The organism is Pedobacter sp. UYP1, assembly GCF_040547305.1.
Lineage (GTDB): Bacteria > Bacteroidota > Bacteroidia > Sphingobacteriales > Sphingobacteriaceae > Pedobacter.
Genome location: NZ_JBEPPL010000011.1, coordinates 114,602 through 137,326 on the forward strand (window position 1 = coordinate 114,602; position 22,725 = coordinate 137,326).

The following is a 22,725-nucleotide window of genomic DNA, read 5'->3' on the forward strand; positions in this document are numbered from 1 at the left end:
ATACTTTATTTCGTTTTCTTTAATAACCCTGTTCTTTTAGGCTTTTCGGCTGCTTCTGCTTGTTTACCCTGTACATCCAATACTGCGATCGTTACCATATTCACAATTTCGCGTACAGAACTTCCTAACTGTACAATATGTACAGGCTTCTTTAGTCCTAATAATATTGGGCCTACAGCCTCTGTTTCACCTAATTCCTGTAACAATTTATAAGCAATATTTCCCGACTCCAAGTTTGGAAAAATCAACGTATTCGCCGGGCTTTCCGCTAATCTACTAAAAGGAAAGTTATCTTTTAACAAAGAATTGCTAATTGCAAAATTAGCCTGCATTTCTCCATCTACTAGAATCCCGGGATGCTTATCGTGTAATATTTTTACCGCCTGTCTAACTTTTTGAGGAACTTCACCGTCATTCGAACCAAAGTTAGAATAAGAAAGTAAAGCAATTCTTGGTTGTATATTAAATTTAGCTACCGCGCGCTCTAATAATAGGGTCAGATCGACCAGTTCTTGCACCGTCGGATCAACATTGACTGTAGTGTCGCCAAAGAAAACAGGCCCTTTTTTAGTCATCATCATGTACATCCCTGCAACTCTGTTTACCCCTTCTGCCGTCCCTATAATCTGTAATGCAGGTTTGATGGTTGAAGCGTAATTTCTTGTCAGTCCTGAAATCATCGCATCTGCTTCTCCAAATTCTACCATCGAAGAACCAAAGTAGTTTCTGTTCCGCATTAATTTAGTGGCTTCAAAAAGCGTAACTCCCTTACGCTGCCTTTTCTGATAAAGTGATTCTGAATATTTGGCCATGCGCTCAGGGTCCTCAAGAGGATCGATAATCAATACACCTTCCAAATCCAATGCTGTTTCTGCGATAATCTGCTGAATCACCTCTTTATTTCCCAGTAAAATAGGAATAGCGATGTTTTCATCTTTTACAATTTGCGCAGCCTTTAAGATTTTATAATTATCAGCTTCTGCAAAAACAACACGTTTAGGATCAGATTTAGCCTTATTGGTGATGGCACGCATAATTGCATCATCCCCGCCAATTCTTTGTTTTAATTCCTCTGCATAAGCATCCCAGTCCGTAATGATTTTACGGGCAATACCAGAATCAATCGCTGCTTTTGCAACTGCCATTGAAACATTGGTAATTAAACGGGAGTCCATTGGTTTTGGAATGATATAATCTTTACCGAATTTGATATTTCTTTCATTGTAAGCCATATTAACGGCTTCAGGAACAGATTTTTTAGCCAATTCAGCAATTGCGTGTACTGCTGCAATTTTCATTGGCTCGTTGATTCCTGTAGCCCTGACGTCTAGTGCACCTCTGAATATATAAGGGAAACCTAATACATTGTTCACCTGGTTAGGGTAATCAGAACGACCAGTAGCCATAATTAAGTCCTTGCGGGAGCCAATGGCCAGTTCGTAAGCGATTTCAGGATTAGGGTTAGCCATGGCGAAAACAATCGGATTGCGGGCCATTGACTTTAACATTTCTATAGTTACACAGTCAGCAGACGATAAACCGATAAATACATCTGCATCTTTCAGCGCTTCTGCCAATGTAGACAGGTTTCTTGCAGTTGCGAACTCAGCTTTTGTTGGGTCAAGGTTTTCGCGCGTATTGCGGATTACGCCCGACCGGTCACACATCACCAGGTTTTCTTTTTTAGCCCCTAATGAAATATACAGCCGGCTGCAGGATATAGCAGCTGCACCCGCACCGTTAACAACAATCTTAATCTTCTCTATTTTTTTCTTCTGCAGTTCGCAGGCGTTCAATAATGCAGCAGCAGAAATAATTGCTGTTCCATGCTGATCATCGTGCATCACAGGAATATTCATGACCTCTTTGAGGCGGCGTTCAATTTCAAAACATTCTGGTGCCTTAATATCTTCCAGGTTAACACCTCCGAAAGTAGGCTCCAGCGCTTTCACGATCTTCACAAAATCGTCCACATTAGTGGTGTCGAGTTCCAGATCAAAAACATCAATATCTGCAAATATTTTAAACAGCAAGCCTTTACCTTCCATCACTGGTTTAGAGGCTTCCGGACCGATATTACCCAATCCCAGAACAGCTGTTCCATTACTAATTACTGCGACCAGGTTACCCTTAGCAGTGTATTTATAGACATCTTCGGTATTTTCAGCAATTCTTAAACAAGGTTCGGCTACCCCAGGGGAATAAGCCAATGCTAAGTCTCTTTGTGAATTGGTCGGTTTGGTTGGAATGACTTCTATTTTGCCCGGCCGGCCTTGGGAATGGTAATCTAATGCATCTTGTTTCCTGTTAATTTTGCTCATACGTTTGATTTGGATAAAAGATTCAAAGTTACAATTCTTTTAATACGCACTAAAATAAAAACACATCGGTCTACATAAATTTAACGCAGGTTTAAAACCAGCTTATAAGCCATTTTAAACCAATAAAAAGCAAAATTAAATAGGGTTAACAGTGACTTTAAAAAAAAATGCACAAAACGAATATGGAGAAATCTTTTAGTAAAAAGATATTTCAAACAGGAATGAACAAAAAGAACAAGGCCGTTTTTACAGCCTGTCTGTTATTCTTGATCCGGATTTCCCCTTCGCTTTATAAGAGATGTATTTCTTGCCTGATTTGGCTTCAGTTTCACGGGCGTGACCTGATTTTTGAGAGACGATTAAACGTTGTCCGGGAACGATTGTACTTCCCTTCAAATTATTCCATACGCGTAAATCCTGAACTTCTACATTATACTGGTTAGCAATTGCAATTAAATTCTGGCCTGCACCTACCTTATGGTATCTAGGCCGGGCACTGCTCTGACTAGCTTCTTTATGTTTTTTATGAAGCCTCCGGTCATCATTTGAGGCCAGAATAACACGCGTACTGGTTTCTACCGTATGGTTGTTAAGCACTTCATAAATTTCAGCAAAGTTTGCCAGGCTTACTTTAGGTATAATAATTCTTTTAGGCTGATCTTCTGACCCGTTAACGATTTTCTTCTTATACGAAGGATTTAAAGTACACAGATCACCTTCTTCCATCGCCAATGCTTCTGCCAGCTCTGTCAGAGAAACAAAACGGCTCACCTGAATGGTATCAGTTTTAATCGCAAACAATGATTTCTGCGCTTTAATCTGATGTTTATCCGGACAGTTCATCACGTAAATCGCTGCAATAAAAGCGGGTACATAATTACGCGTTTCTTGTGGTAAAAAAGGTCTGATCGCCCAGAAATCTCTTGAATGTGCTTTTGCAATCGCTCTGTTTACATTGCCTGTTCCACAGTTATAAGCAGCAATAGCCAGCAACCAGTCTCCTAAGTTCTTGTAGGCGTCCTTAAAGTAAGCTGCCGCAGCGTAACTCGCCTGAATGGGATCCTTACGTTCATCGACGAAATTATCCATCCCCAGTCCATAGTCTTTAGCTGTAGAGAACATAAACTGCCATAAACCAGTTGCGCCAACTCTGGAAATCGCATGAGAATTCATCGAAGATTCTATAATTGGCAAAAACTTAAGTTCCATGGGAACATCATAAGCTTTTAGTGCATTTTCAAAAATCGGAAAGTAATATTCAGACAGGCCCAGCATCTTGCCCATCATATCTTTTCTGGAGCTGTAAATGTCGATATAACGTTGTACGGATTCATTATATGGCAGTGGAATCTGCTTTTGAATAGAATCCAGACGTTTTTTATACGTGAAATTATAATTGTAAAATAGCGGGTTTTCTAAGACTTCTGGTACTGCGGTAGTATCACCGGTATAAGTAGTAGAAAGAAAGCTGATTGGAGAAATTGAATCCAGCTTGTTGATTTTTTGTTGTGCGCTGCTGTTGAAAGCTGCAAGGATAAATACACAAAATGAGAGGATAAGTACATTTCTTTTCATAGGCGGTCCTTGCAATTATGCAATTATAATCTTTGGTTTATGATTTAGGTGGAGCTTAAGTAAGTAAAACTTTTGGACAGGGAAAGTAACGCCCCTTCTTCAAAGTGTTTACCCATTAACTGTAGACTTAACGGTAAACCCAGCTTATTATTGCCCAGAGGGATAGCTATTGCCGGAACCCCTGTCAACGAAGCCAGTACTGTAAAAATATCCGCCATATACATCACTAGCGGATCTTGTATATTTTCGCCTATTTTAAAGGCCGGTGTAGGTGCAACGGGCGTCAGTATCACATCAAAATCAACTAGCAAGGCTTCAATTTTTTCTCTGATCAAACGTCTTACCTGCTGTGCTTTCTGGTAGTAAGCATCGTAATATCCTGCGCTCAATACAAAGGTACCCAGCAAAATCCTGCGCTTTACTTCTTCTCCAAAACCTTCAGCTCTGGACTTCTTGTATAAACTGTTTAGATTTTCTGCCTGCAGATTGCGGTGTCCATAATGTACTCCATCATATCTGGAAAGGTTAGAAGAAGCTTCTGCAGCTGTCAAGACATAATAGGCAGGAACAAGGTAATCCAGTAAGTCAAAAGATACGTACTCAATGGTATGGCCTTCTGCTTTAAACTGGTCAATAGCTCGCAGGATGGCAGCTTTAATATCCGGATCAAGCGCTTCACTTTCCAGCGTTTCTTTCAGCACAGCAATCTTCTTTGGAGAAGCAGTATCAAGTGCAGCCAGATAATCGGGAACTGGTAAGCGGGATACAGTGCTGTCATTTTCATCAGCGCCGGCCAGTACTTCTAAAAGTAAGGCAGCATCGCTGACAGAGGAAGTAATCGGGCCTACCTGGTCAAAAGAAGAGGCATAAGCAATTACCCCATATCTGGAAATACGTCCATAAGTTGGTTTTAATCCATAGCAACCGCAAAATGCGGCAGGCTGACGAACTGAACCACCAGTATCAGTACCCAGAGCAGACAGGCACATATCGGCTTGTACAGCAACAGCAGAACCTCCTGAAGAGCCACCGGCCACTCTTTCTGTATCTGCGGCATTCCGTACTGTGCCGTAATAAGATGTTTCATTAGAACCTCCCATTGCAAATTCATCACAGTTGGTTCTGCCAATGATAATTGCATCTTCCTGAATCAATCGTGTAACGACTGTAGAAGAATAAGGAGAAATAAATCCTTCGAGCATTTTTGAAGAGGCAGTCGTGATATGGTCTTTGTACAGGATATTATCCTTGATACCAATCACCATACCCGCCAGCTTGCCGGCAGTACCATTTTCTATTTTTTGCTGAACGCTGACCGCTTGCTTTTTCGCAGAATCGACAAACACCTCATTGAAAACATTGAGGTGTTGCTGTGTTTCTATCTGCGTAAAATAGTAGCCGAGTAAATCAGGGAGATCAAGCTTTTTTTGCGCAATAAGGGCTTGAATCTCTGATAGAGAGTTATACTTCTTCAATTATACTAAGGTCTATAAGGATTAAAAATTCAACTAAACCTATTGTGGTTTGTGGGTGCTGTTAGTATCAACGTGATCATTATCTGCTCCGTCTTTACCGTCTTTGAATTCTTTAACGCCTTTACCAAGTCCACGCATCAGTTCTGGAATTTTCTTACCGCCAAAAAGCAGCAAAACAACTACCAAAATAATAATGATCTCTGGTGTACCCAGTGCTGCTAATATTGTTGTGTTTAACATGGTTATTGAGTTAAATTTTGTTTTTTTCTATTTCTGATGGTGCTGATGCAGCAGGTGTTGCTGTTGCATGTACTTCTGCTGCCGCATGTGTTTCTGCAGCTGGCGTTACATGTGCTTCTGCCGTTGGCGTTACGTGTGTTTCTGCCGCTGCCACTACGGGTGTTTCTGCAATTGTTTCTGTCGGTGCTGATGGGTCTACATGAACTGCGTTATTTGCATCATAAGCTGCTGTACCTGTCACCGGATAAGCAGCATCAGTTGCTTTGATTTCATCATCGATATCCATCGCATTGATATTGCGGTGAATTTCGCGTTTCACTCCTTCTGAGGCATCCTTAAAATCCCTTATTCCTTTTCCTAATCCTCTTGCCAGTTCTGGTAATTTTTTACCCCCGAACAACAACAGTACCACGGCCAGGATCAGCATGATTTCGCTGCCACCCATATTTAAAAATTCTAATACTACTCCAGTATACATATCAATTTAATTATTAGACTAACAAATATAAACATTTTTCAGGCGCACCTTTTGTATTTTCTTACAGTTCTAATGGCTTTCTAATGTCATTAAACTGATACACTAGGTATCCGCTATGCAAATGCCGCGTTAACTTATTTCGCAATCCATGCTTCAGGATTCAGTTTTGACTGTCCCCTCATAATTTCAAAATGCAGTACTGCTCCATCAGAAGTTGTGGCCACCGTACCGATACTCTGGCGGGTTTCTACTTTTTCTCCTTTAGATACACTTGGTGATTTCAGATTTTGATAAATCGTGAAATACTCCCCATGGCGTATCGCAACTACATAAATCCCCTGGATCACTGTTACAAATAACACTTCTCCACCAAATACAGCACGTACCGTTGCGCCTTCACTGGTCATGATATTTACCCCATCATTGGTATAACCAGCCTGACCTTCTGTATGTCTTCCAAAACCTTCAGTAATCGATCCCGAAGCCACTGGCCAAGGTAAACGGCCTCTGTTGGTTTCAAATCCTGCTGATAACCTGGCTGCCTCTGGCGTTGCCGTCAGATAATTACCACTTTTTGGTTTTGGTTTCTCTGCCGGAGCAGGTTTACTTTCAGCTTTTGCTTTCGCTGCAGCAATCCTTGCCTCTTCTTCCGCTCTTTTCCTGGCTAAAGCAATCTCTCTGTTAATCGCATTTCTGATCTCACGGTCAATTGCTGCCTGTTGTTTCTTTCTTTTGGCGATATCCCGGCCAAATTGTTTTTCCTGCTTGCTGAACTGGTTCAATACGGTAGCCTGTTCATTTTTATTTTTAGCGAGTTTACCCTGCTCAGTTTCCTGCTCTTTTAATAAACTGCTTTTTGCTTTTAAGCTTTTATCCAGCACTACAATTTTATAGTTCAGGTTCTTCTCAGTTCCCTGGATGTAGTCCGCTTGTTTTTTACGGTACTGCCCAAATTGCTGCAAATATTTTATTCTTTTATAAGCCTGGTTAAAGTCACGTGCAGCAAAAATAAACATCATCTTATCGTATGAATTTTTATTGCGCTGTGCAAACCTGATCATTCCGGCATATTCTTTTTTAAGCTGTGCCAGCTGACCCTGCAATGAATGTACGGTGTTTTTATTCTCATGGATCTCATTGTCCAGATTTTTTATTTCTGAATTGATAACCGTGATTTTACTCTGCATCAAGCTAATTTTCGTACTTAACGCACGTATCTCACTTAAAGTAAGCTTCTTACCCTGAGCTGCCTTATTCAGGTTTTTCTGTAAAAGTTCAATCTCACGCTGGATGGCTTCCTTCTTCCGCTTTAACTGAGAGCTGCTTTGGGCAAAAGCCGCCGGCGCAAACGCGATAAACAGAAGAAATAAAAGTAATTTATGTAGCTTCATTGCATCAAAAGTATAAAAAAAATTAGTTTATTATCTCAAACCTTTTAGGAAGAGTGAACGGATAATCCAGTTGAACATTGCGTTCTATTTTTGAAAAGTCAAATGCCAGATTGGTTTTCTTAGTCCCTGACACAGAATTAATTTTAATTACTGAAGGAAACAAAGCGTCTGTTATCTGCTGATAATCCGAATAAACAACCTTCAGTGCTTTCGCTGCTCTTACCTCATTCATATTCAGCTCACCCGTTTTCAAGAGCGTATTAAACAAAACCCTGAAGGCAAGTTCTCCTTGCGCTCCACTGGCTGTAAATACCCCGGCATTCGAATTCAGTTCAGCCTGATCATTTGTAAATTCAGCAATCGTATTTCCAGTAAGAATAGACTGCAGCATTTTGAAAGTAACCTGCTTATTGGTAAAGCTATTCAAATAGCTGAAAGGCTTTTTAACGGCCAGCGATTGTAAATTGTTACGTAAAAGAACGCTATCCGGTGTGATCAAAGCTCTTGCAACTTCAATCCCCGCGATGGCTGTTATACTGGCCCAGATTTTCTGATCTTTCTGAATTCTGATGGTGATGTTCACATTGTTTACATTTCCATTCATATCCAAACTGACTTTTCCTTTCATGGAAAGCGTATTGAAAGGAATATCTTTTCCTTTCAGCAGCACCAGATTCTCTGCTTTCTTGCGGTTAGCCTCAGGCACCACAGCAACATCCGGAGTTTTAACAATAGTTTTTTTGGTCTTGCAGGCCAGTACAGTGCTTAACAGCAAAAGAACCAGCAGACTATTTCGTAAGGTACTTCTTCTCATTTATTTTTCGTTTTAACAGCGGCGAGTCATTGCCTGCATCCCATGATTTTTTCCATTGCACCAATGCCTCTTCCGGCGATCCGGTGTGGAATAAAACATCACCATAGTGCTCCAGATAAACACTATTTTCAGCTTCGTTGTTCTGCAAAGCTTTCTCTATCCAGGATTTCGCCAGCGCATACTTTCCCTTTTTCAGTAAAATCAATGCGTAAGTATCAGCCACCGAAGCGTCCTTTGGAAGGGCTTTAGCGGCAACTGTAATTAACGTCTCTGCCTTATCCAGGTTTTCATTCCTTAACGCCAGGTAATACGCATAATTGTTCATAATCAGGAAATTCTGCGGATCCAGGCCAACTGCTTTCTCAAAAGCCTGGTCTGCTGCAGCCACTTTACCCTGATCAATCAGTATCTCTGCCTGTAAAGCGGAAATCAATGCCTGAAGTTCTTTATTTTCCCCATCCAGCATCATTGCAGATTTAATATGCCCTAACGCCTCTTTATTCTGATCTTCACGATGCAAAGCGAAAGCCATGTAATAATATAAAATAGCCTGATTTGGATAAACTGCTAAAGCAGCATCTCCAATTACAATCATCTGTTTATACTGCCCCATCAGGATAGAGATATTGAGTACTTTTTCCCAAACTCCATACAGCTGATCAGTTAGTTTCAATGCCTTTTTGTAGTGTTCCAGTGCAGCTGGCAAATTTCCTGTTTCATATAAAACGTCCCCATAAAGTGCAAGGAACAGTGGATCATCCTGGTGTGTACTGGCAATATTCTCCAAGACTTTAGAGGCTGCCATAAATTTCTTTTGGGAAAGGAACAACGTAGCTGCTGCCATTGCCTCTGTTGCATTTGCAGGCGCGACAACATCCTGTGGTCCTCCTGTAATTCGCTGACGCGCTCTGGTAAGCGCCTCGGAGGGACCAAATTTCTTTTCTACCAGGGTATAGGCGGCCAGAGCTTCTTCCTTTCTACCGGAGATTGCAATTGCATTGGCGCGGTCAAACTGGTAGCTTTGCTGATCTGGGGCCAGGCGGATCAACTGATCAAAAACTGGGATCAGGCGATCCATACTCCCTGTACTCTTGTAAAGTTCGGCCAGTAATTTCCAGTACCACGGATTATTCTTATCAATATTAACTGCTTTTGTGATGGCTATTTCAGCTTCAGGCATTTTATTCTGTCTGAAGTTTAACAAGGCTATTTCATACCAGGCCGCGGCATTGCCTGCATCAATAGCTGTTATTTTCGTAAAGTTCTCACTGCTCTTTACGTAATTCTCTTTGAGCTTATCACTCAACCCTGCAAAGAAAAGTTGTTTAATGCGTATACTATCCGTGGCCGAAACGGGCAGCCGCTGGGCGGCTGACTGTAAAGCCAGGAATAGTATACCGCATAAAACAACGATCTTGTTCATTTATTTAAGGTTTATTTACCTGTATGTCCGTAACCACCCTCGCCACGTGCAGTATCACTTAGTTCTTCTGCATTTTCCCAGGTAATAGTTTCATGTTTTGAAATCACCATTTGTGCAATCCTATCTCCATTGTTAACTACAAAATCAGTATCAGAAAGATTGATCAGCAATACTTTGATCTCTCCGCGGTAATCTGCATCAATAGTTCCCGGAGAGTTTACGATGCTGATTCCATGCTTATATGCCAAACCACTGCGTGGACGTATTTGCGCTTCGTAGCCTACCGGCAATTCAATATGCAAACCTGTAGGTACCAGTATGCGTTGCATAGGTTTGATTACGATCTCTTCTGTTACAAAAGCTCTCATGTCCATTCCTGCTGCATGAGCTGTTTCATATTGAGGCAATGCCAATCCTGATTTGTTGATAATATTAATCTTCATCTTATTGTGTTTATTTAGTAGTAAAGCCTTATTAAGCAGGCTTATGTTATTTTTAACAGGGGTATTCACCAAAGTTATATGAGTTCCCTTTTTCTTATTGTTTGCCTTTTGCTAAAAGAACTTTTAATTCGTCCTTTTCTACATAAAGGATCCCCGCGAAGAACAGCACTAACAATCCATTCCCAATATAAATATTCCTGTTAAATACCCAGAAAGACAAAATTACAATGACGATCGAGGTAATCAGGTAGGCCAAAATCCGTTTCAACTTATAAGGGATCGGATAATATTTCTGTCCCAGTATGTAAGACATAACCATCATCACAAAATAAGCCAGCATTGAAACCCAGGCAGAGCCCATGTAACTATACCTTGGGATCAGTATAAAGTTAAATACAATCGTAATAATAGCCCCTGCTACAGAAAGGTACAAACCAAAGCGTGTCTGATCAGACAATCTGTACCAGATAGAAAGATTCATATAAATACCCAGGCAGACATAACCAAACAGCAAATAAGGCACGGCTGGTAATCCAGACCAATATTGTGCGGTATGTGCAGCATCCCCTTTGATAAAGTATTTCAAAATCTCAATATTTGCGACTAAGGCGACGAACAACAAAGAAAGTGCAATCACAAAATAATGCAGAATCGTTGCATAAGTTTTCCTTGCATTTTCATGTTTCGCATGGCTAAAAAAGAACGGTTCGGCTCCCAGCCTGAAAGCTGTAATAAAAATACTTAAGAAAATTGCAATTTTACAAACCGCGCCATAAATCCCGACATCAATGTCAGCCACAGCTTTCGGCAATAATTTACTCAGTACAATCTTATCCAGATTTTCATTGATGATAAAGGACAAGTTGGCTACTAAAATAGGCCAGCTATAAGAGATCATTTTCAGGAACATCTCTTTATCAAATTTAAATCTGATCTGCAGAAACTCAGGCAACAGCAATAAAAAAGTAAGGATACTGGCGGCCAGGTTGGAGATAAAAACATAACCTACCCATTGATAATGATACCAGCTCTCAAACCAGGATGCCAATGGCCACTGATGCTTGATAATTAAAGGAATCACAAAAATAAAGAACAGGTTCAATCCAACAAAACTGCCGATATTCAGGAACTTAATTACACTGTATCTGAATGCTTTATTGTCAGCGCGGATTTTAGCAAAAGGGATCACACAGATCGCATCTACAAATAAGATCCCGACAAAATACTTAACATACCTTTGATAGTCAAGAACTTGAGACTGCTCTCCGTTATTAATCCAGGAAGCAATTGAATCAGCAAAAACAGAACCTGTGATCAGAAATATCCCGGCAATAAAGGCTATACAAATAAATGAATTGTTGTATACCGCATCCTTTTTATCCTCATGCTTATTGAGATACCTGAAATAAGTACTTTCCATTCCGAAAGCAAGCACCGCATTGATCAGCGATGCATAGCTGAAAAGTTTGGTCAAAATACCAAATGTGCCGGGCAGATAAGCCTTGACATAAATTGGGGTTAATATAAAATTGAGTAGTCTGGATAGTATGGTACTTACCCCATACACTGCAGTCTGACCTAAAAACTTTTTTAAAACTGACACCTGATGTGATTAACGGATAATAAAGCGGACTTATTTCTTAATGATCTCAAAATTACGATAGTTTTTCAGTTCGCCCGGTGTGATCTCCACCTTTTCTATCTTGGCCCGGTCTGGTCCTTCATTGCACCACTCCTCAAAAATATCCAGCAAAGTATCGTCCCCTTCGGCCTCGATATACAAACTTCCGTCCTTCTCATTCTTGATAATTCCGCGAACCCCCATTTGGTCTGCAACTACTTTTGTGGTGTATCTAAACCCCACCCCCTGCACTTTTCCTGTTATCCTGATTATGATTTGCTTCATCTATTTATTTATGCTATTGTCTTCTTTTCTATTTTTGTATTCTTATTCTATTGTCTTCTATCTCTGTTTTCACCGTATTCAACACCGGTATAAAACTGGCTCACCCTGTCCTTCCCCTCCAAAAAACCTTGCCATATCTCCTTTAAAATAACCGCAGCAGGCTTGATATCTTTCAGTAATGCCGAAACCTGGCCAATCTCCAATTCACCCTCTTCTAAATTACCTTCAAACATACCTAATTTTGCTCTTGCGCGCCCTAACAAGCCCTTTAATGTTTCCGCATCCGCGCCCTCAGCTTCTGCCGTTGCGACTGCCGACTCAAAAGAATTCTTCAGTAACCTGACCGGAACCAACTTCTGTAACCTCAATTTGGTATCCCCTTCTGCAGCTCCAATAATCCGCTCCTTAAAAGAAAGATGTGCCGAAGATTCCTCAGCAACTGCAAAAGCAGAGCCGATCTGCACTCCGTCAGCACCCAATGCCATAGCTGCCAGCATACTGCGCCCCGAGGAAATCCCTCCAGCTGCAATAACCGGTATCCTCACAGCATCAGCAATCATAGGAATCAAACACATCGTTGTTGTTTCTTCCCTTCCATTGTGTCCGCCCGCTTCAAACCCTTCCGCTACAATCGCATCCACCCCACTAGCCTCAGCCTTTAAAGCAAATTTCGTATTGGCAACCACATGCACCACCGTCATTTGTGCTTCCTTCAAAAAACCTGTCCACACCGCCGGATTACCCGCCGAAGTAAATACAATTTTCACTCCCTCCTCCACTAAAATCTGCATAATTTCTTTCACATTCGGATAAATCATCGGCACATTCACAGCAAAAGGAAAAACAGTTGCCTGCTTAATTTTCCGGATATGTTCCCTTAAGACTTCAGGATACATAGAACCAGCTCCAATAATACCCAAACCACCAGCATTTGAAACCGCTGCCGCAAGCTTCCAGCCACTACACCAGATCATGCCCGCCTGAATAATTGGATACTGAATCTTAAATAAAGACGTAATGCGATTAGACATAATTTATATTATATAATTCTTTCAATAGAGGTTTCGGCCGTAATCAGCCCCTCTTTCAAACCCTTCACCAAATTTACCCCCGGTCTTTTTCCCTTTTCCAAACTCCCAAACTGTGCCTCAATCCCCAGGAAAGCCGCCCCATTTAACGTTGCCCAAGACAACAATTCCTCAAAAGGAACCTGTTTAAGCTGCTGCAAAACCTTCATCTCCGCTAAAATACTCAAAGAATGATTGCTCGCTAAACTATCTGTTCCCAAAGTAATCGTCACTCCAGCATCCCTTAATAAGTCTACATCCGGTAATCTATTTTCAATATATAAATTCGCACCCGGGCACAAACACCAATAAAGCCGCTGATGCTGTCCTTGTGCAAACACCACATCCGCCCCACTCGTAAAAGTATTATGAACCAGCAATGTTTTCACATCCCCGGATAGAAATGGCAAATAACTCTGCAAAGAAGTCTTTCCCTTCGCCTCAAAAAAACCAATATCCAACCCAAGAAACTCGTATAACTTCAGAAAATGCCCTTGCTTCGATTCAAAAAATAAATTCTCATCCAAAGTTTCCTGATTATGAATAGAGACTGACTCATGGACAGCTCCCGAAACCTTCTTAATCTCTTCAAACAACTCTGCTGAAACTGAATAAGGCGCATGCGGGACGATCGTGGCCCTCAAAGGCAAAAACTCATCCCTCACCTCTACCGCTTTCTGAATAATTTCACCAGCCCGTCCGGGATTAAAACCCATCGCCTCCACAAAAGTATGATAGTAAAGCTTACTCTTAAGTTTTACTCCTTTAGAATAAATCTGGTTGGAAATATCGCCCGTAGCGACAATACCATTCACATACATCTGATGATCAGCAAGCTCCATCGCCTCCTCAATCTCCATCTCCGAAGCCTGTCTCTGCTGCATGACCTGCTGCACAAACCCCGGTAATCCCGTATGCTCAGGTATTTTGCCGGCAAGATGTGACAACTCCAAATGACAATGCGTATTCACCAATCCCGGTACCAGCACCCCATCATAATACTTTATTCCTTTAATATTTAATGCTTTACCCTGCTGCGCAGTCCATACATCCGTAATAGTTCCATCATTACTAACAGCAACTATTCCATTCTGCAAAGGCGCAGCGTTAACCGGATAAACCCATGATGCCGACAAATAAGAACTCATAATTACAAATTACGGTTATTCTGCCCAAACGCTAAAAAAAACCAGAGAATTTATCCCCCGGCAAAACCAAAACTCATTAACCAAATGGAAGACACCGACCAGTAATTCTGTCTTATACTGAAATTACTTGACAGGTCCTATAGAAACTAATTGTAATTAGGTTATACATACTAAATTGCTAATTGTAAATGGTCTATACAGTAGCTGCCTCACATATTTTTCGTTCTCTTTTTCCCAAAGTTTCTCCATCGAACAAATCTGCACCCAACAACTATCTTCCCTTCCATTATCTTCTTCCAGCATTTCTGCATCAAACAACAATATTTTATCCAATTATTTTTTCACCTGCGTCTCCCCCTTTTTCCCAAACCGACTGTAACTAGTCTGTTCTAATTTTCAAAGCAACCAATTTACCCTACCTGGCTATCCAAATAAAAGGTCTGGAGAAACCTGTGAAATTTCAAAAAAACCAGTTGTTAATTTCGCAGCCTGTTTCATTCGCAGAATGAAATCCAGCAAGAAATAACAACTGTTTTTTTGAAATCCCATTATTTTCATAGCATATATGGGTATAAATTGATTACTTTGTAAAAAGAAATACTATTATGTCCGATTCTACCACCCGATTAAATAAATACATTAGTGAAAGCGGCATGTGTTCGCGCAGAGCAGCAGACAGATACATAGAACAGGGAAATGTCTTTATTAATGGCAGAAAAGCCAAAGTTGGTGACCAGGTATACTTCGGTGACCTGATTACGGTAAACGGACAAACCATTGAACCTAAAGAAGTAGACAACTCTATTCTCCTTGCATTTAACAAACCCGTTGGCGTAACCAGTACAACAGAAGCTGGCGTAAAAAGCAATATCGTTGATTACGTAAACCACAGCGAAAGAGTGTTCCCTATAGGAAGACTGGACAAAGACTCACAAGGATTGATCTTCATGACCAATAACGGAGACTTAGTTAATAAAATCCTTCGTGCCGGTAACAACCATGAAAAAGAATACCTGGTAACCGTTAATAAACCATTAACCGACCAGTTTATTACCAACATGGCTAAAGGCGTACCCGTACTGGGGGTCATGACCAAAAAATGCAAAGTAACTAAAGAAAGTCCTTTCATCTTCAAAATTACACTGATCCAGGGTTTGAACAGACAAATCAGACGTATGTGTGAACACTTCGGATTTGAAGTTACCAAACTGGAACGTATTCGTATTATGAATATCAACCTGAAAGGTCTTCCAGTTGGAGAATGGAGAGAATTCACTCCGGAAGAACTGACAGAAATTCATAACATGATTGCAAAATCAAGCTCTGTTGAACACGCTGCTGCAAAAAGAGTCGTTAAAAAAGCAAAAGCAACTACAGCACCAGAAGAAGCCAATATAACTCCCGCAAAAGCATTCAGAGCAAGACCAGCAGGCCCATCTAAAGGAAAACCAAGACCCACTACTCCAAGAGGAGAGCGCGGAGAGAGAAGTGAAAGAGAAGAAAAGCCACCAAGAGGATCAAGAGCAAAACCAGCATCTGGATCATCGTCATTCAAAGCACCAGCTGCGACCAATGACTGGAATAAAAGCAATGGCCCAAGCAGAAGATCAGTGAGACCAACAAAAGGAAGATCAGGATCAGCTCCGGCAAAAACAAAAAGCCCAAAACGCTAAACATCAACAATTTAGCCTATTCATAAATCATTACAATTTTCATGACCTTTATCAATTAAAGTCATGAAAATTTCATAACTTACTAAAAACAAGTAAGTTCCAACGAAAAATTGGGTGGCTTATTATTTTTAGGTAACTTTGCATCAAATGCTAGTAACAACTAAAACTGATATCCGTTCTCTGAGTCTTATCCAGCTTCAGCAGCACTTTACTGAGATGAAAGAACCCGCATACCGGGCCAAACAGGTTTACCAATGGCTCTGGGAAAAATCTGCGCGTTCTTTTGAAGAAATGAGTAACCTGTCTAAAGACCTGAGAAAGAAACTGGACGAGAACTATACTATCAATGCAGTTGAGGTCAACAATACCCAGTTCAGTAACGACCAAACCATTAAAAACACTTTCCGTTTATTTGATGGAAACATCGTTGAAGGCGTATTGATTCCAATGGAAGAACGCATGACTGCCTGTGTAAGCTCCCAGGTTGGTTGTAGCTTATCCTGTAAATTCTGTGCAACAGGGTATATGGATAGAAAACGTAACCTGAATGCCGATGAAATTTATGATCAGGTTGTACTTATTGATCAGCAGGCCAAAAAGAATTACAATGCCCCGCTTACCAATATCGTTTATATGGGGATGGGAGAGCCGTTATTAAACTACGCAAATGTAATGAAATCAATAGAGCGTATTACTGCTCCTGATGGATTAAATATGTCTTATAAGAGAATTACAGTCTCTACAGCAGGTATCGCTAAAATGATCAGGAAACTGGCAGATGACGGTGCTAAATTTAACCTTGCACTATCACTGCATGCTGCTGACGACAAAAAGAGAAATGAAATTATGCCTATCAATGAGCAGAATACTTTAAAAGTACTCGCAGAGGCATTAAAATACTATTTCGCTAAAACAAAAAATCCCGTTACCTACGAATATATCGTCTTCAATAACTTTAATGACGAACTTCAGGATGCTATAGATCTGGCCAAATTCTGTAAACATGTACCCTGCAAAGTAAACCTGATTGAATACAACCCAATTCAGTTTGCAGATTTCATCAATGCAGAAGGAGATAAAATTGATGCTTTCTCTAATTATTTGAAAAGCCAGGGTGTAAATACGAATATCAGACGTAGCCGCGGTAAAGATATTGATGCTGCCTGTGGACAGCTTGCTGTGAAAAACCAGCCAGAGCCAGAAATATCAGTTAACTAATCCCGATAAATCAGGGGTACATTGTAAAATGTCCCTGATTAAACAAATCTTTACTGACCTTCTTCAGCTCCTCTTTTCCAGGAATTGCAATGCTTGTGGTACAGCATTATTTTATGGAGAGAAAACGATCTGCATCAAATGCCTGCATGATCTCCCCTTCACAGATTTCCATTTATATACAGCTCATCCCGCTGCCAAATTATTCTGGGGCAGAATACCTGTTCATCAGGTCACAGCCTTATTGTATTTTAAAAAAGGTAACAAGGTCCAACAGCTGATCCATCAGCTAAAATATAAAGGACAAACAGATATTGGCTTCCTCTTGGGTAAGCTGATTGGTGAAAATATAATGCTATCAGAGCAAAAACCAGATTTAATTATCCCTATTCCACTTCATCCGAAAAAAGAACACAGCAGAGGCTATAACCAAAGTCAATGTATTGCTGAAGGAATAGCCTGTATTTTACAAATACCCATCCACACCAAACTGCTTAAAAGAAAAATCAATACAACCACACAAACGAAAAAAAACCGGTTTAATCGTTTTGAAAACATAAAAGATGCATTTGAGCTGCATAAACCCCAGGATTTACAGCAAAAGCATATCCTGCTCGTTGATGATATACTCACTACCGGAGCTACATTTGAAGCCTGTGGCAAGCTCCTGCTGGATAACGGGTTAAATAAACTATCTATTGCAACGCTGGCTTATGCAGAATAAAAAAAAATAGGGTCTTCAGGATAACATTTATATTTTATGCTCGTTTATATATTCGAGAGCGTTAATTTAGATGGTAAGGGTCGATATTTTCTTCATAGAAATATCGGCCCTTTATCTTTTCGGAGCAGAATCAATTTATTTTTATAAAAAAAACAATTTAATAAAAACAATAGCCGAACTTAATCGTTTATATATACGAGAGCGTTAATTTAGGAGTCGGAATTTCAGAAATGGAGTTCCGGCTCTTTTTTTTGAGTCCGGTTAAGAAAAAAACTTTCTATTCCTTTTCGCGGGAAAGGAAACCGAAAAGCAGTTTTTTAATCTCTTCCGGATTAAACGGTTTTAGTACATGACCATTCATACCGCATTCATTAAATTTGTAATGGTCATTTTTAAGCGTAGAGGCAGTCAATGCAATGATAGGCACTTGCTTATAATAAGCGCCGCTGATATCCCTGATAATCCCTGTGGTTTCGAAACCATCTATCCCCGGCATTTTAATATCCATAAAGATCAGATCAAAACTTTCGGTCATAATCTTTTCTATCGCTTCATATCCATTGACCGCAGCCTCAATCTCTAATCCCCATTTACTAAGAATACGCTTTGCAATCAGAATATTAATTTCATTGTCATCTACCACCAATATCCTTTTACCAATAAAGACACTCATCTCGGTACTATTACCGGGTGAAGCAGATATTTCTGCCGTTTTACTGAAGGCAATTTCAAAAGAAAAGGTAGTTCCTTCCCCTTCAGTACTATCTACAATAATATCAGAATTGAACATTTGCAATAGCTTCTTTGTAATTGCCAGCCCCAATCCTGTACCTCCATATTTTCTGGAAATATCTGTTTTGGCCTGGGTAAAGGTTTCGAAAATATAACTTTGCTTGTCCTTAGGTATTCCTATACCATTATCTGTAATCTCAAACCTGATAACTGACTCTTTTTCATTCTGCCCGGCAAGGGTCAGAATAAGCTGCACCTGCCCGTTCTCTGTAAATTTAATTGCATTGCCCAGAAAATTCATCAGGATCTGGTAAAGCCTGTTTTTATCCCCCGAAATCAACGATGGAATTGAAGGGTCAAACACAAGATTTAACTGATTTCCTTTCTTCCTTACATTAACTTGCAGCGAATTGATGATATCATTTGCCAGTGTTTTAAGGTTGAATGGAAAAACTTCCAGTTCCATCTTACCAGTTTCCATTTTCGTAAAGTCCAGGATATCATTAATGATATGCAATAAGTTTTCACCGGAGAACTTCAGAATATTTAAATCATCAATCTGTGAGATTTTAGGGTCATTGTCTAATAATAAGTGGGTCATGCCAATCACGGCATTCAAAGGTGTGCGGATTTCATGACTCATCACAGAAAGAAACATTTCCTTTGCTTCACTAAGCTTTAAGGCCTGTTCTTTGGCCTCGATCATCTCTTTCTCAATCTGCTTGCGTTGGGTAATATCAGAGATCAGATCGATTTGTCTTTCTACTTTTCCTTTGCTGTTAATAATAGGCGTGTTAGAGACAGACAGCCAGACTGTAGATCCGTTTTTCTTCTCTGCCAGTACCTCTATCGTATAGGATTGATTGTTTTTGCTTTTATCTCTCGAGGTCGCTATTAATTCCTGATCATAAAAATTAGGAGAAAGGATATTCCCCAAATGATGGCCATAGAGTTCTTCTTTTTTGTAACCGGTTAATTTTTCAAGAGATTGATTGACCCAGGTTGTAATACCTTCATTATCCTGTATATTCACTCCTGTATTCGTTTTACTGGCTACCATAGAAAGTACCTGCAACTCTTCTTCTGCTCTTTTTTTATCAGTAATATCAATAATGATCTCCACCTCAATTTCTACATTTCCTCTGTCATCCAATACCACCGTATTGTAAACGGAAAGCCAGATTTCTTTCTTATCTTTTCGATAAGCCAGCATATCAATGGTAAAAGATTGCCTTTGTTTGGTCAGTCTTCTGACTTCATCGATAAGTTCCAGATCCGTATTCGGACCAATGATCAGATCTCCGAGCCGTTTTCCCTTAACATCTTCCAGGCTAAATCCAGTAATCTTCTCAAAAGCTGCATTTACCCACGTCACATGATTATCTGCATCATTAATGACCACGGCATTATTTACTTTGCTGGCCACGAATGATAACTTCATCAGATCACTTTCAACCTTTTTATTGTCTGTGATGTCTCTTCCATAGGTATACCAACGTCTGTTTTTCGAAACCAGCGACCAGCTTATCCACCGGATAATATGATCCCGGCCTACTACTCTAAAGTCAATATGAAGTTCTTTATAATTATTCCCCAGTCCATCTGCTATGCTTTTCATCACCCTGGGAATATCTTCCGGGTAGCAGACGTCCAAAAGGCCGAGTTCCATGGCTTCTGGTACCGTGTAGCCTAATAATCGGGTCACTGCTTCGTTAACGAACAAGACTTTGCCTCTATAGTCAAGAATACAGTGAATTTCGGGAGAAACCCCCGTTATATCCAAAAGTTCCTGGCAGCGGGTAATGCTGGAACGAATCTGTTCATCTTTTTTCTTCAGGATGAGATGTACGACTACTTCCTGCGCAATCCCTTTCAGGATTTCTTTTTGGCTGTCAGTAAATTGACGGGGAACCAGGTCAAATACGCAGAGCGTGCCCAATACAAAACCGTGATCATCAATCAAGGGAGCACCGGCATAATACCTGATATAGGGTTCGGAAACCACCACAGGGTAATCGGTAAAACGACTATCTTTTAGTGTATCACAGATTTCGAATACTGTATTTCCCTGGATAGTATATTCGCAAAAAGACTGCTTGCGGGGAAATTCCTTTAGCACTACGCCAACGGAAGATTTAACCCATTGCCTTTCTTTGTCTAACAGAGAAATCAAGGCAATGGGTATATTAAATATTTGCGTCGCAAGCTTCGCAAGGTTATCAAAGCTTTTCTCAACAGGGGTATCAAGGATATGATATGCATATAACGCACATAATCTCTCTTTTTCACTAGGTGACCATACTCCTGTATTTATTGGCATAATTGATTAACCCGTATTTTTTACTTGTATAATGGAAAACCAGCAACTAATGCAGTCACTTGTTTTCTCACTTCACTCAAATGGGCATCATCCTCTGGATTAGTCAAAACCTGATCTATTAAATCAACAATTTTTTCCATGTCTTGCTCTTTAAATCCTCTGGTTGTAATTGCAGCAGTTCCTACGCGGATCCCTGAAGTCACAAAAGGAGATTTATCGTCAAACGGCACCATATTCTTGTTCACGGTAATATCTGCTTTTTCAAGCGCATTTTCTGCAACTTTTCCAGTTATATTTTTGTTGCGTAAGTCAATCAGCATTAAGTGATTGTCTGTACCGCCTGAAATGATACCGTAACCTCTGCTCATAAAAGCTTTTGCCATTGCTTGCGCATTTGCTTGTACTTGTTTAATATAAACCAGGTATTCATCGCTTAATGCTTCGCCAAATGCAATTGCTTTTGCTGCAATAATGTGTTCTAACGGACCGCCTTGAGTACCCGGAAAAACTGCCATATCTAATACAGATGACATCATTCTGGTTTCGCCTTTAGGTGTTTTGATACCAAATGGGTTTTCAAAGTCTTTACCCATCATGATCAGTCCGCCACGTGGTCCACGCAATGTTTTGTGTGTAGTTGTAGTTACGATATGGCAATGAGGAAGCGGATTTGCTAATAGTCCTCTTGCAATCAGTCCTGCAGGGTGTGAAATATCGGCAAGTACCAACGCACCGATTTTATCAGCTACGCTACGGATAAAAGCGTAATCCCATTCTCTTGAATAAGCAGATGCGCCACAGATAATTAATTTTGGACGTTCAGCTAAAGCTACTTCTTCCAGTTTTGCATAATCAATCAGCCCGTCTTCTTTTTTAACACCGTAGAAGAAGGGTTTGTATAATTTACCTGAAAAATTTACCGGAGAACCATGAGTTAAGTGTCCTCCATGAGACAGATCAAATCCAAGGATTTTGTCTCCTGGCTGTATTACAGCCAGCATCACAGCTGCATTAGCCTGTGCGCCAGAATGTGGCTGAACATTTACCCATTCCGCACCGAATAGTTTTTTAGCACGTTCAATGGCAATATTCTCTACCTCATCAACTATCTGACATCCGCCATAATAACGTTTGCCCGGTAAGCCTTCAGCATATTTGTTAGTTAATACTGAACCCGCAGCTTCCATTACCTGTTTGCTTACAAAATTCTCTGAAGCAATCAGCTCAAGGCCGTTTTCCTGACGGTCTAATTCCCTGTCAATCAAATCAAAAATTAAAGTATCTCGTTCCATTTATCAAAGTATATTTCTGTAAAAATAATCATTTTCACCAGATTATAATTGTTTTTTAACGGTGATGAAGCTATCATGATCTGGTGTCCGCTTCGTTACTAAGCTTGTAAGATCATGATGGTTTCACCAGAAGCTGTTGAAATTTAGATACTCAAATTGTTTATAGTTTATTTTTAGGTGAAACAAGTCAGATTTATGTCTGGTAGCCTTCCTGGCTGACATGAATCTGGCGCAGTTGCAGCCAAAGAGATACATAAAACAAATGAGCAGATGGAATTTTAACTGCTTCAGAGATTACAATTGTTTTTTAATCTTGCTAAAGCATACGGATACAGGTTCATGCAAACGATTTTAAACACCTTCTCAGAACATATTTGTTTTGTTTACTGTTGTAAGCTTGAACACGTATTTGTTTTGTTTTTGAAATGACTATTATTTTGCGGTTATCTTAACTAAAATCCCGTACTTTGTATATTGTTGTCTATTAA

18 protein-coding genes are annotated in these 22,725 nt (G+C 40.2%); 3 read left to right on the forward strand and 15 right to left on the reverse strand.

What is annotated here, in order from left to right; all coding sequences use genetic code 11:
• Positions 1–5: 5 nt before the first annotated feature.
• From ABIB30_RS19420 to ABIB30_RS19480, 13 genes are all read right to left on the reverse strand, one after another.
• On the reverse strand, positions 6–2,321 hold the full coding sequence (locus tag ABIB30_RS19420; protein ID WP_354304699.1) for an NADP-dependent malic enzyme: 2,316 nt from the start codon (positions 2,319–2,321) through the stop codon (positions 6–8).
• A gap of 246 nt (positions 2,322–2,567) precedes the next feature.
• Positions 2,568–3,896 (reverse strand): lytic transglycosylase domain-containing protein, encoded by a 1,329-nt coding sequence (locus ABIB30_RS19425; protein ID WP_354304700.1) that lies wholly within the window; start codon positions 3,894–3,896, stop codon positions 2,568–2,570.
• A 44-nt stretch (positions 3,897–3,940) separates the two neighbouring features.
• Positions 3,941–5,371 (reverse strand): Asp-tRNA(Asn)/Glu-tRNA(Gln) amidotransferase subunit GatA, encoded by a 1,431-nt coding sequence (gene gatA / locus ABIB30_RS19430; RefSeq protein ID WP_354304701.1) that lies wholly within the window; start codon positions 5,369–5,371, stop codon positions 3,941–3,943.
• A gap of 39 nt (positions 5,372–5,410) precedes the next feature.
• Positions 5,411–5,611 carry a twin-arginine translocase TatA/TatE family subunit gene (tatA, locus tag ABIB30_RS19435; protein WP_354304702.1) on the reverse strand — a complete coding sequence of 67 codons (201 nt, stop codon included), beginning with the start codon at positions 5,609–5,611 and terminating at the stop codon, positions 5,411–5,413.
• 10 nt (positions 5,612–5,621) lie between these two features.
• Positions 5,622–6,089, reverse strand: coding sequence for a Sec-independent protein translocase subunit TatA/TatB (locus tag ABIB30_RS19440; protein ID WP_354304703.1), 468 nt, complete (start codon positions 6,087–6,089; stop codon positions 5,622–5,624).
• A gap of 134 nt (positions 6,090–6,223) precedes the next feature.
• Entirely contained in the window at positions 6,224–7,480 is a 1,257-nt protein-coding gene (locus tag ABIB30_RS19445) for a murein hydrolase activator EnvC family protein (RefSeq protein ID WP_354304704.1), read from the reverse strand.
• A 22-nt stretch (positions 7,481–7,502) separates the two neighbouring features.
• The gene (gene lolB1, locus ABIB30_RS19450; protein WP_354304705.1) at positions 7,503–8,294 is read right to left on the reverse strand and encodes a lipoprotein insertase outer membrane protein LolB1; all 792 of its coding nucleotides are present in this window, start codon (positions 8,292–8,294) and stop codon (positions 7,503–7,505) included.
• Complete coding sequence (locus ABIB30_RS19455; RefSeq protein WP_354304706.1) at positions 8,269–9,717, reverse strand: tetratricopeptide repeat protein; 1,449 nt, start codon at positions 9,715–9,717, stop codon at positions 8,269–8,271. The genes lolB1 and ABIB30_RS19455 overlap by 26 nt, the downstream gene beginning before the upstream one ends.
• Before the next feature lie 11 nt (positions 9,718–9,728).
• Positions 9,729–10,160, reverse strand: coding sequence for a dUTP diphosphatase (gene dut, locus ABIB30_RS19460; RefSeq protein WP_184627281.1), 432 nt, complete (start codon positions 10,158–10,160; stop codon positions 9,729–9,731).
• A gap of 94 nt (positions 10,161–10,254) precedes the next feature.
• A complete protein-coding gene (locus tag ABIB30_RS19465) occupies positions 10,255–11,763 on the reverse strand; it encodes a lipopolysaccharide biosynthesis protein (protein WP_354304707.1) in 1,509 nt (502 codons plus the stop codon).
• 30 nt (positions 11,764–11,793) lie between these two features.
• Positions 11,794–12,066 (reverse strand): acylphosphatase, encoded by a 273-nt coding sequence (locus ABIB30_RS19470; protein WP_041878102.1) that lies wholly within the window; start codon positions 12,064–12,066, stop codon positions 11,794–11,796.
• A gap of 47 nt (positions 12,067–12,113) precedes the next feature.
• On the reverse strand, positions 12,114–13,097 hold the full coding sequence (locus ABIB30_RS19475; protein WP_354304708.1) for an NAD(P)H-dependent flavin oxidoreductase: 984 nt from the start codon (positions 13,095–13,097) through the stop codon (positions 12,114–12,116).
• A gap of 8 nt (positions 13,098–13,105) precedes the next feature.
• Positions 13,106–14,281, reverse strand: a complete 1,176-nt coding sequence (locus ABIB30_RS19480; RefSeq protein WP_354304709.1) for an amidohydrolase family protein — start codon at positions 14,279–14,281, stop codon at positions 13,106–13,108.
• 605 nt (positions 14,282–14,886) lie between these two features.
• On the opposite strand from ABIB30_RS19480, the gene rluF reads away from it, so the two are divergent.
• The 3 genes from rluF (at position 14,887) to ABIB30_RS19495 (ending at position 17,893) form a co-directional block, all read left to right on the forward strand.
• The gene (gene rluF, locus ABIB30_RS19485; RefSeq protein ID WP_354304710.1) at positions 14,887–15,954 is read left to right on the forward strand and encodes a 23S rRNA pseudouridine(2604) synthase RluF; all 1,068 of its coding nucleotides are present in this window, start codon (positions 14,887–14,889) and stop codon (positions 15,952–15,954) included.
• Between the two features lie 147 nt (positions 15,955–16,101).
• Positions 16,102–17,172: a dual-specificity RNA methyltransferase RlmN gene (rlmN, locus tag ABIB30_RS19490; protein WP_354304711.1), complete on the forward strand. Its 1,071-nt coding sequence runs from the start codon at positions 16,102–16,104 to the stop codon at positions 17,170–17,172.
• A gap of 28 nt (positions 17,173–17,200) precedes the next feature.
• Entirely contained in the window at positions 17,201–17,893 is a 693-nt protein-coding gene (locus ABIB30_RS19495) for a ComF family protein (RefSeq protein ID WP_354304712.1), read from the forward strand.
• Between the two features lie 277 nt (positions 17,894–18,170).
• Here the strand turns inward: ABIB30_RS19495 and ABIB30_RS19500 are convergent, their stop codons facing one another.
• Both ABIB30_RS19500 and glyA read right to left on the reverse strand, forming a co-directional pair.
• Positions 18,171–20,945 carry a PAS domain S-box protein gene (locus tag ABIB30_RS19500; RefSeq protein ID WP_354304713.1) on the reverse strand — a complete coding sequence of 925 codons (2,775 nt, stop codon included), beginning with the start codon at positions 20,943–20,945 and terminating at the stop codon, positions 18,171–18,173.
• A gap of 20 nt (positions 20,946–20,965) precedes the next feature.
• Positions 20,966–22,237, reverse strand: a complete 1,272-nt coding sequence (gene glyA, locus ABIB30_RS19505; protein WP_354304714.1) for a serine hydroxymethyltransferase — start codon at positions 22,235–22,237, stop codon at positions 20,966–20,968.
• Between the last annotated feature and the right edge of the window lie 488 nt (positions 22,238–22,725).

Bases quoted from the DNA above. Each gene is read 5' to 3' on its own strand.
- ABIB30_RS19420 (WP_354304699.1), bottom strand. From the start codon at position 2,321: ATGAGCAAAATTAACAGGAAACAAGATGCATTAGATTACCATTCCCAA.
- ABIB30_RS19425 (WP_354304700.1), bottom strand. From the start codon at position 3,896: ATGAAAAGAAATGTACTTATCCTCTCATTTTGTGTATTTATCCTTGCA.
- tatA (WP_354304702.1), bottom strand. From the start codon at position 5,611: ATGTTAAACACAACAATATTAGCAGCACTGGGTACACCAGAGATCATT.
- ABIB30_RS19440 (WP_354304703.1), bottom strand. From the start codon at position 6,089: ATGTATACTGGAGTAGTATTAGAATTTTTAAATATGGGTGGCAGCGAA.
- ABIB30_RS19445 (WP_354304704.1), bottom strand. From the start codon at position 7,480: ATGAAGCTACATAAATTACTTTTATTTCTTCTGTTTATCGCGTTTGCG.
- lolB1 (WP_354304705.1), bottom strand. From the start codon at position 8,294: ATGAGAAGAAGTACCTTACGAAATAGTCTGCTGGTTCTTTTGCTGTTA.
- ABIB30_RS19455 (WP_354304706.1), bottom strand. From the start codon at position 9,717: ATGAACAAGATCGTTGTTTTATGCGGTATACTATTCCTGGCTTTACAG.
- dut (WP_184627281.1), bottom strand. From the start codon at position 10,160: ATGAAGATTAATATTATCAACAAATCAGGATTGGCATTGCCTCAATAT.
- ABIB30_RS19470 (WP_041878102.1), bottom strand. From the start codon at position 12,066: ATGAAGCAAATCATAATCAGGATAACAGGAAAAGTGCAGGGGGTGGGG.
- ABIB30_RS19475 (WP_354304708.1), bottom strand. From the start codon at position 13,097: ATGTCTAATCGCATTACGTCTTTATTTAAGATTCAGTATCCAATTATT.
- ABIB30_RS19480 (WP_354304709.1), bottom strand. From the start codon at position 14,281: ATGAGTTCTTATTTGTCGGCATCATGGGTTTATCCGGTTAACGCTGCG.
- rluF (WP_354304710.1), top strand. From the start codon at position 14,887: ATGTCCGATTCTACCACCCGATTAAATAAATACATTAGTGAAAGCGGC.
- rlmN (WP_354304711.1), top strand. From the start codon at position 16,102: ATGCTAGTAACAACTAAAACTGATATCCGTTCTCTGAGTCTTATCCAG.
- ABIB30_RS19495 (WP_354304712.1), top strand. From the start codon at position 17,201: ATGTCCCTGATTAAACAAATCTTTACTGACCTTCTTCAGCTCCTCTTT.
- ABIB30_RS19500 (WP_354304713.1), bottom strand. From the start codon at position 20,945: ATGCCAATAAATACAGGAGTATGGTCACCTAGTGAAAAAGAGAGATTA.
- glyA (WP_354304714.1), bottom strand. From the start codon at position 22,237: ATGGAACGAGATACTTTAATTTTTGATTTGATTGACAGGGAATTAGAC.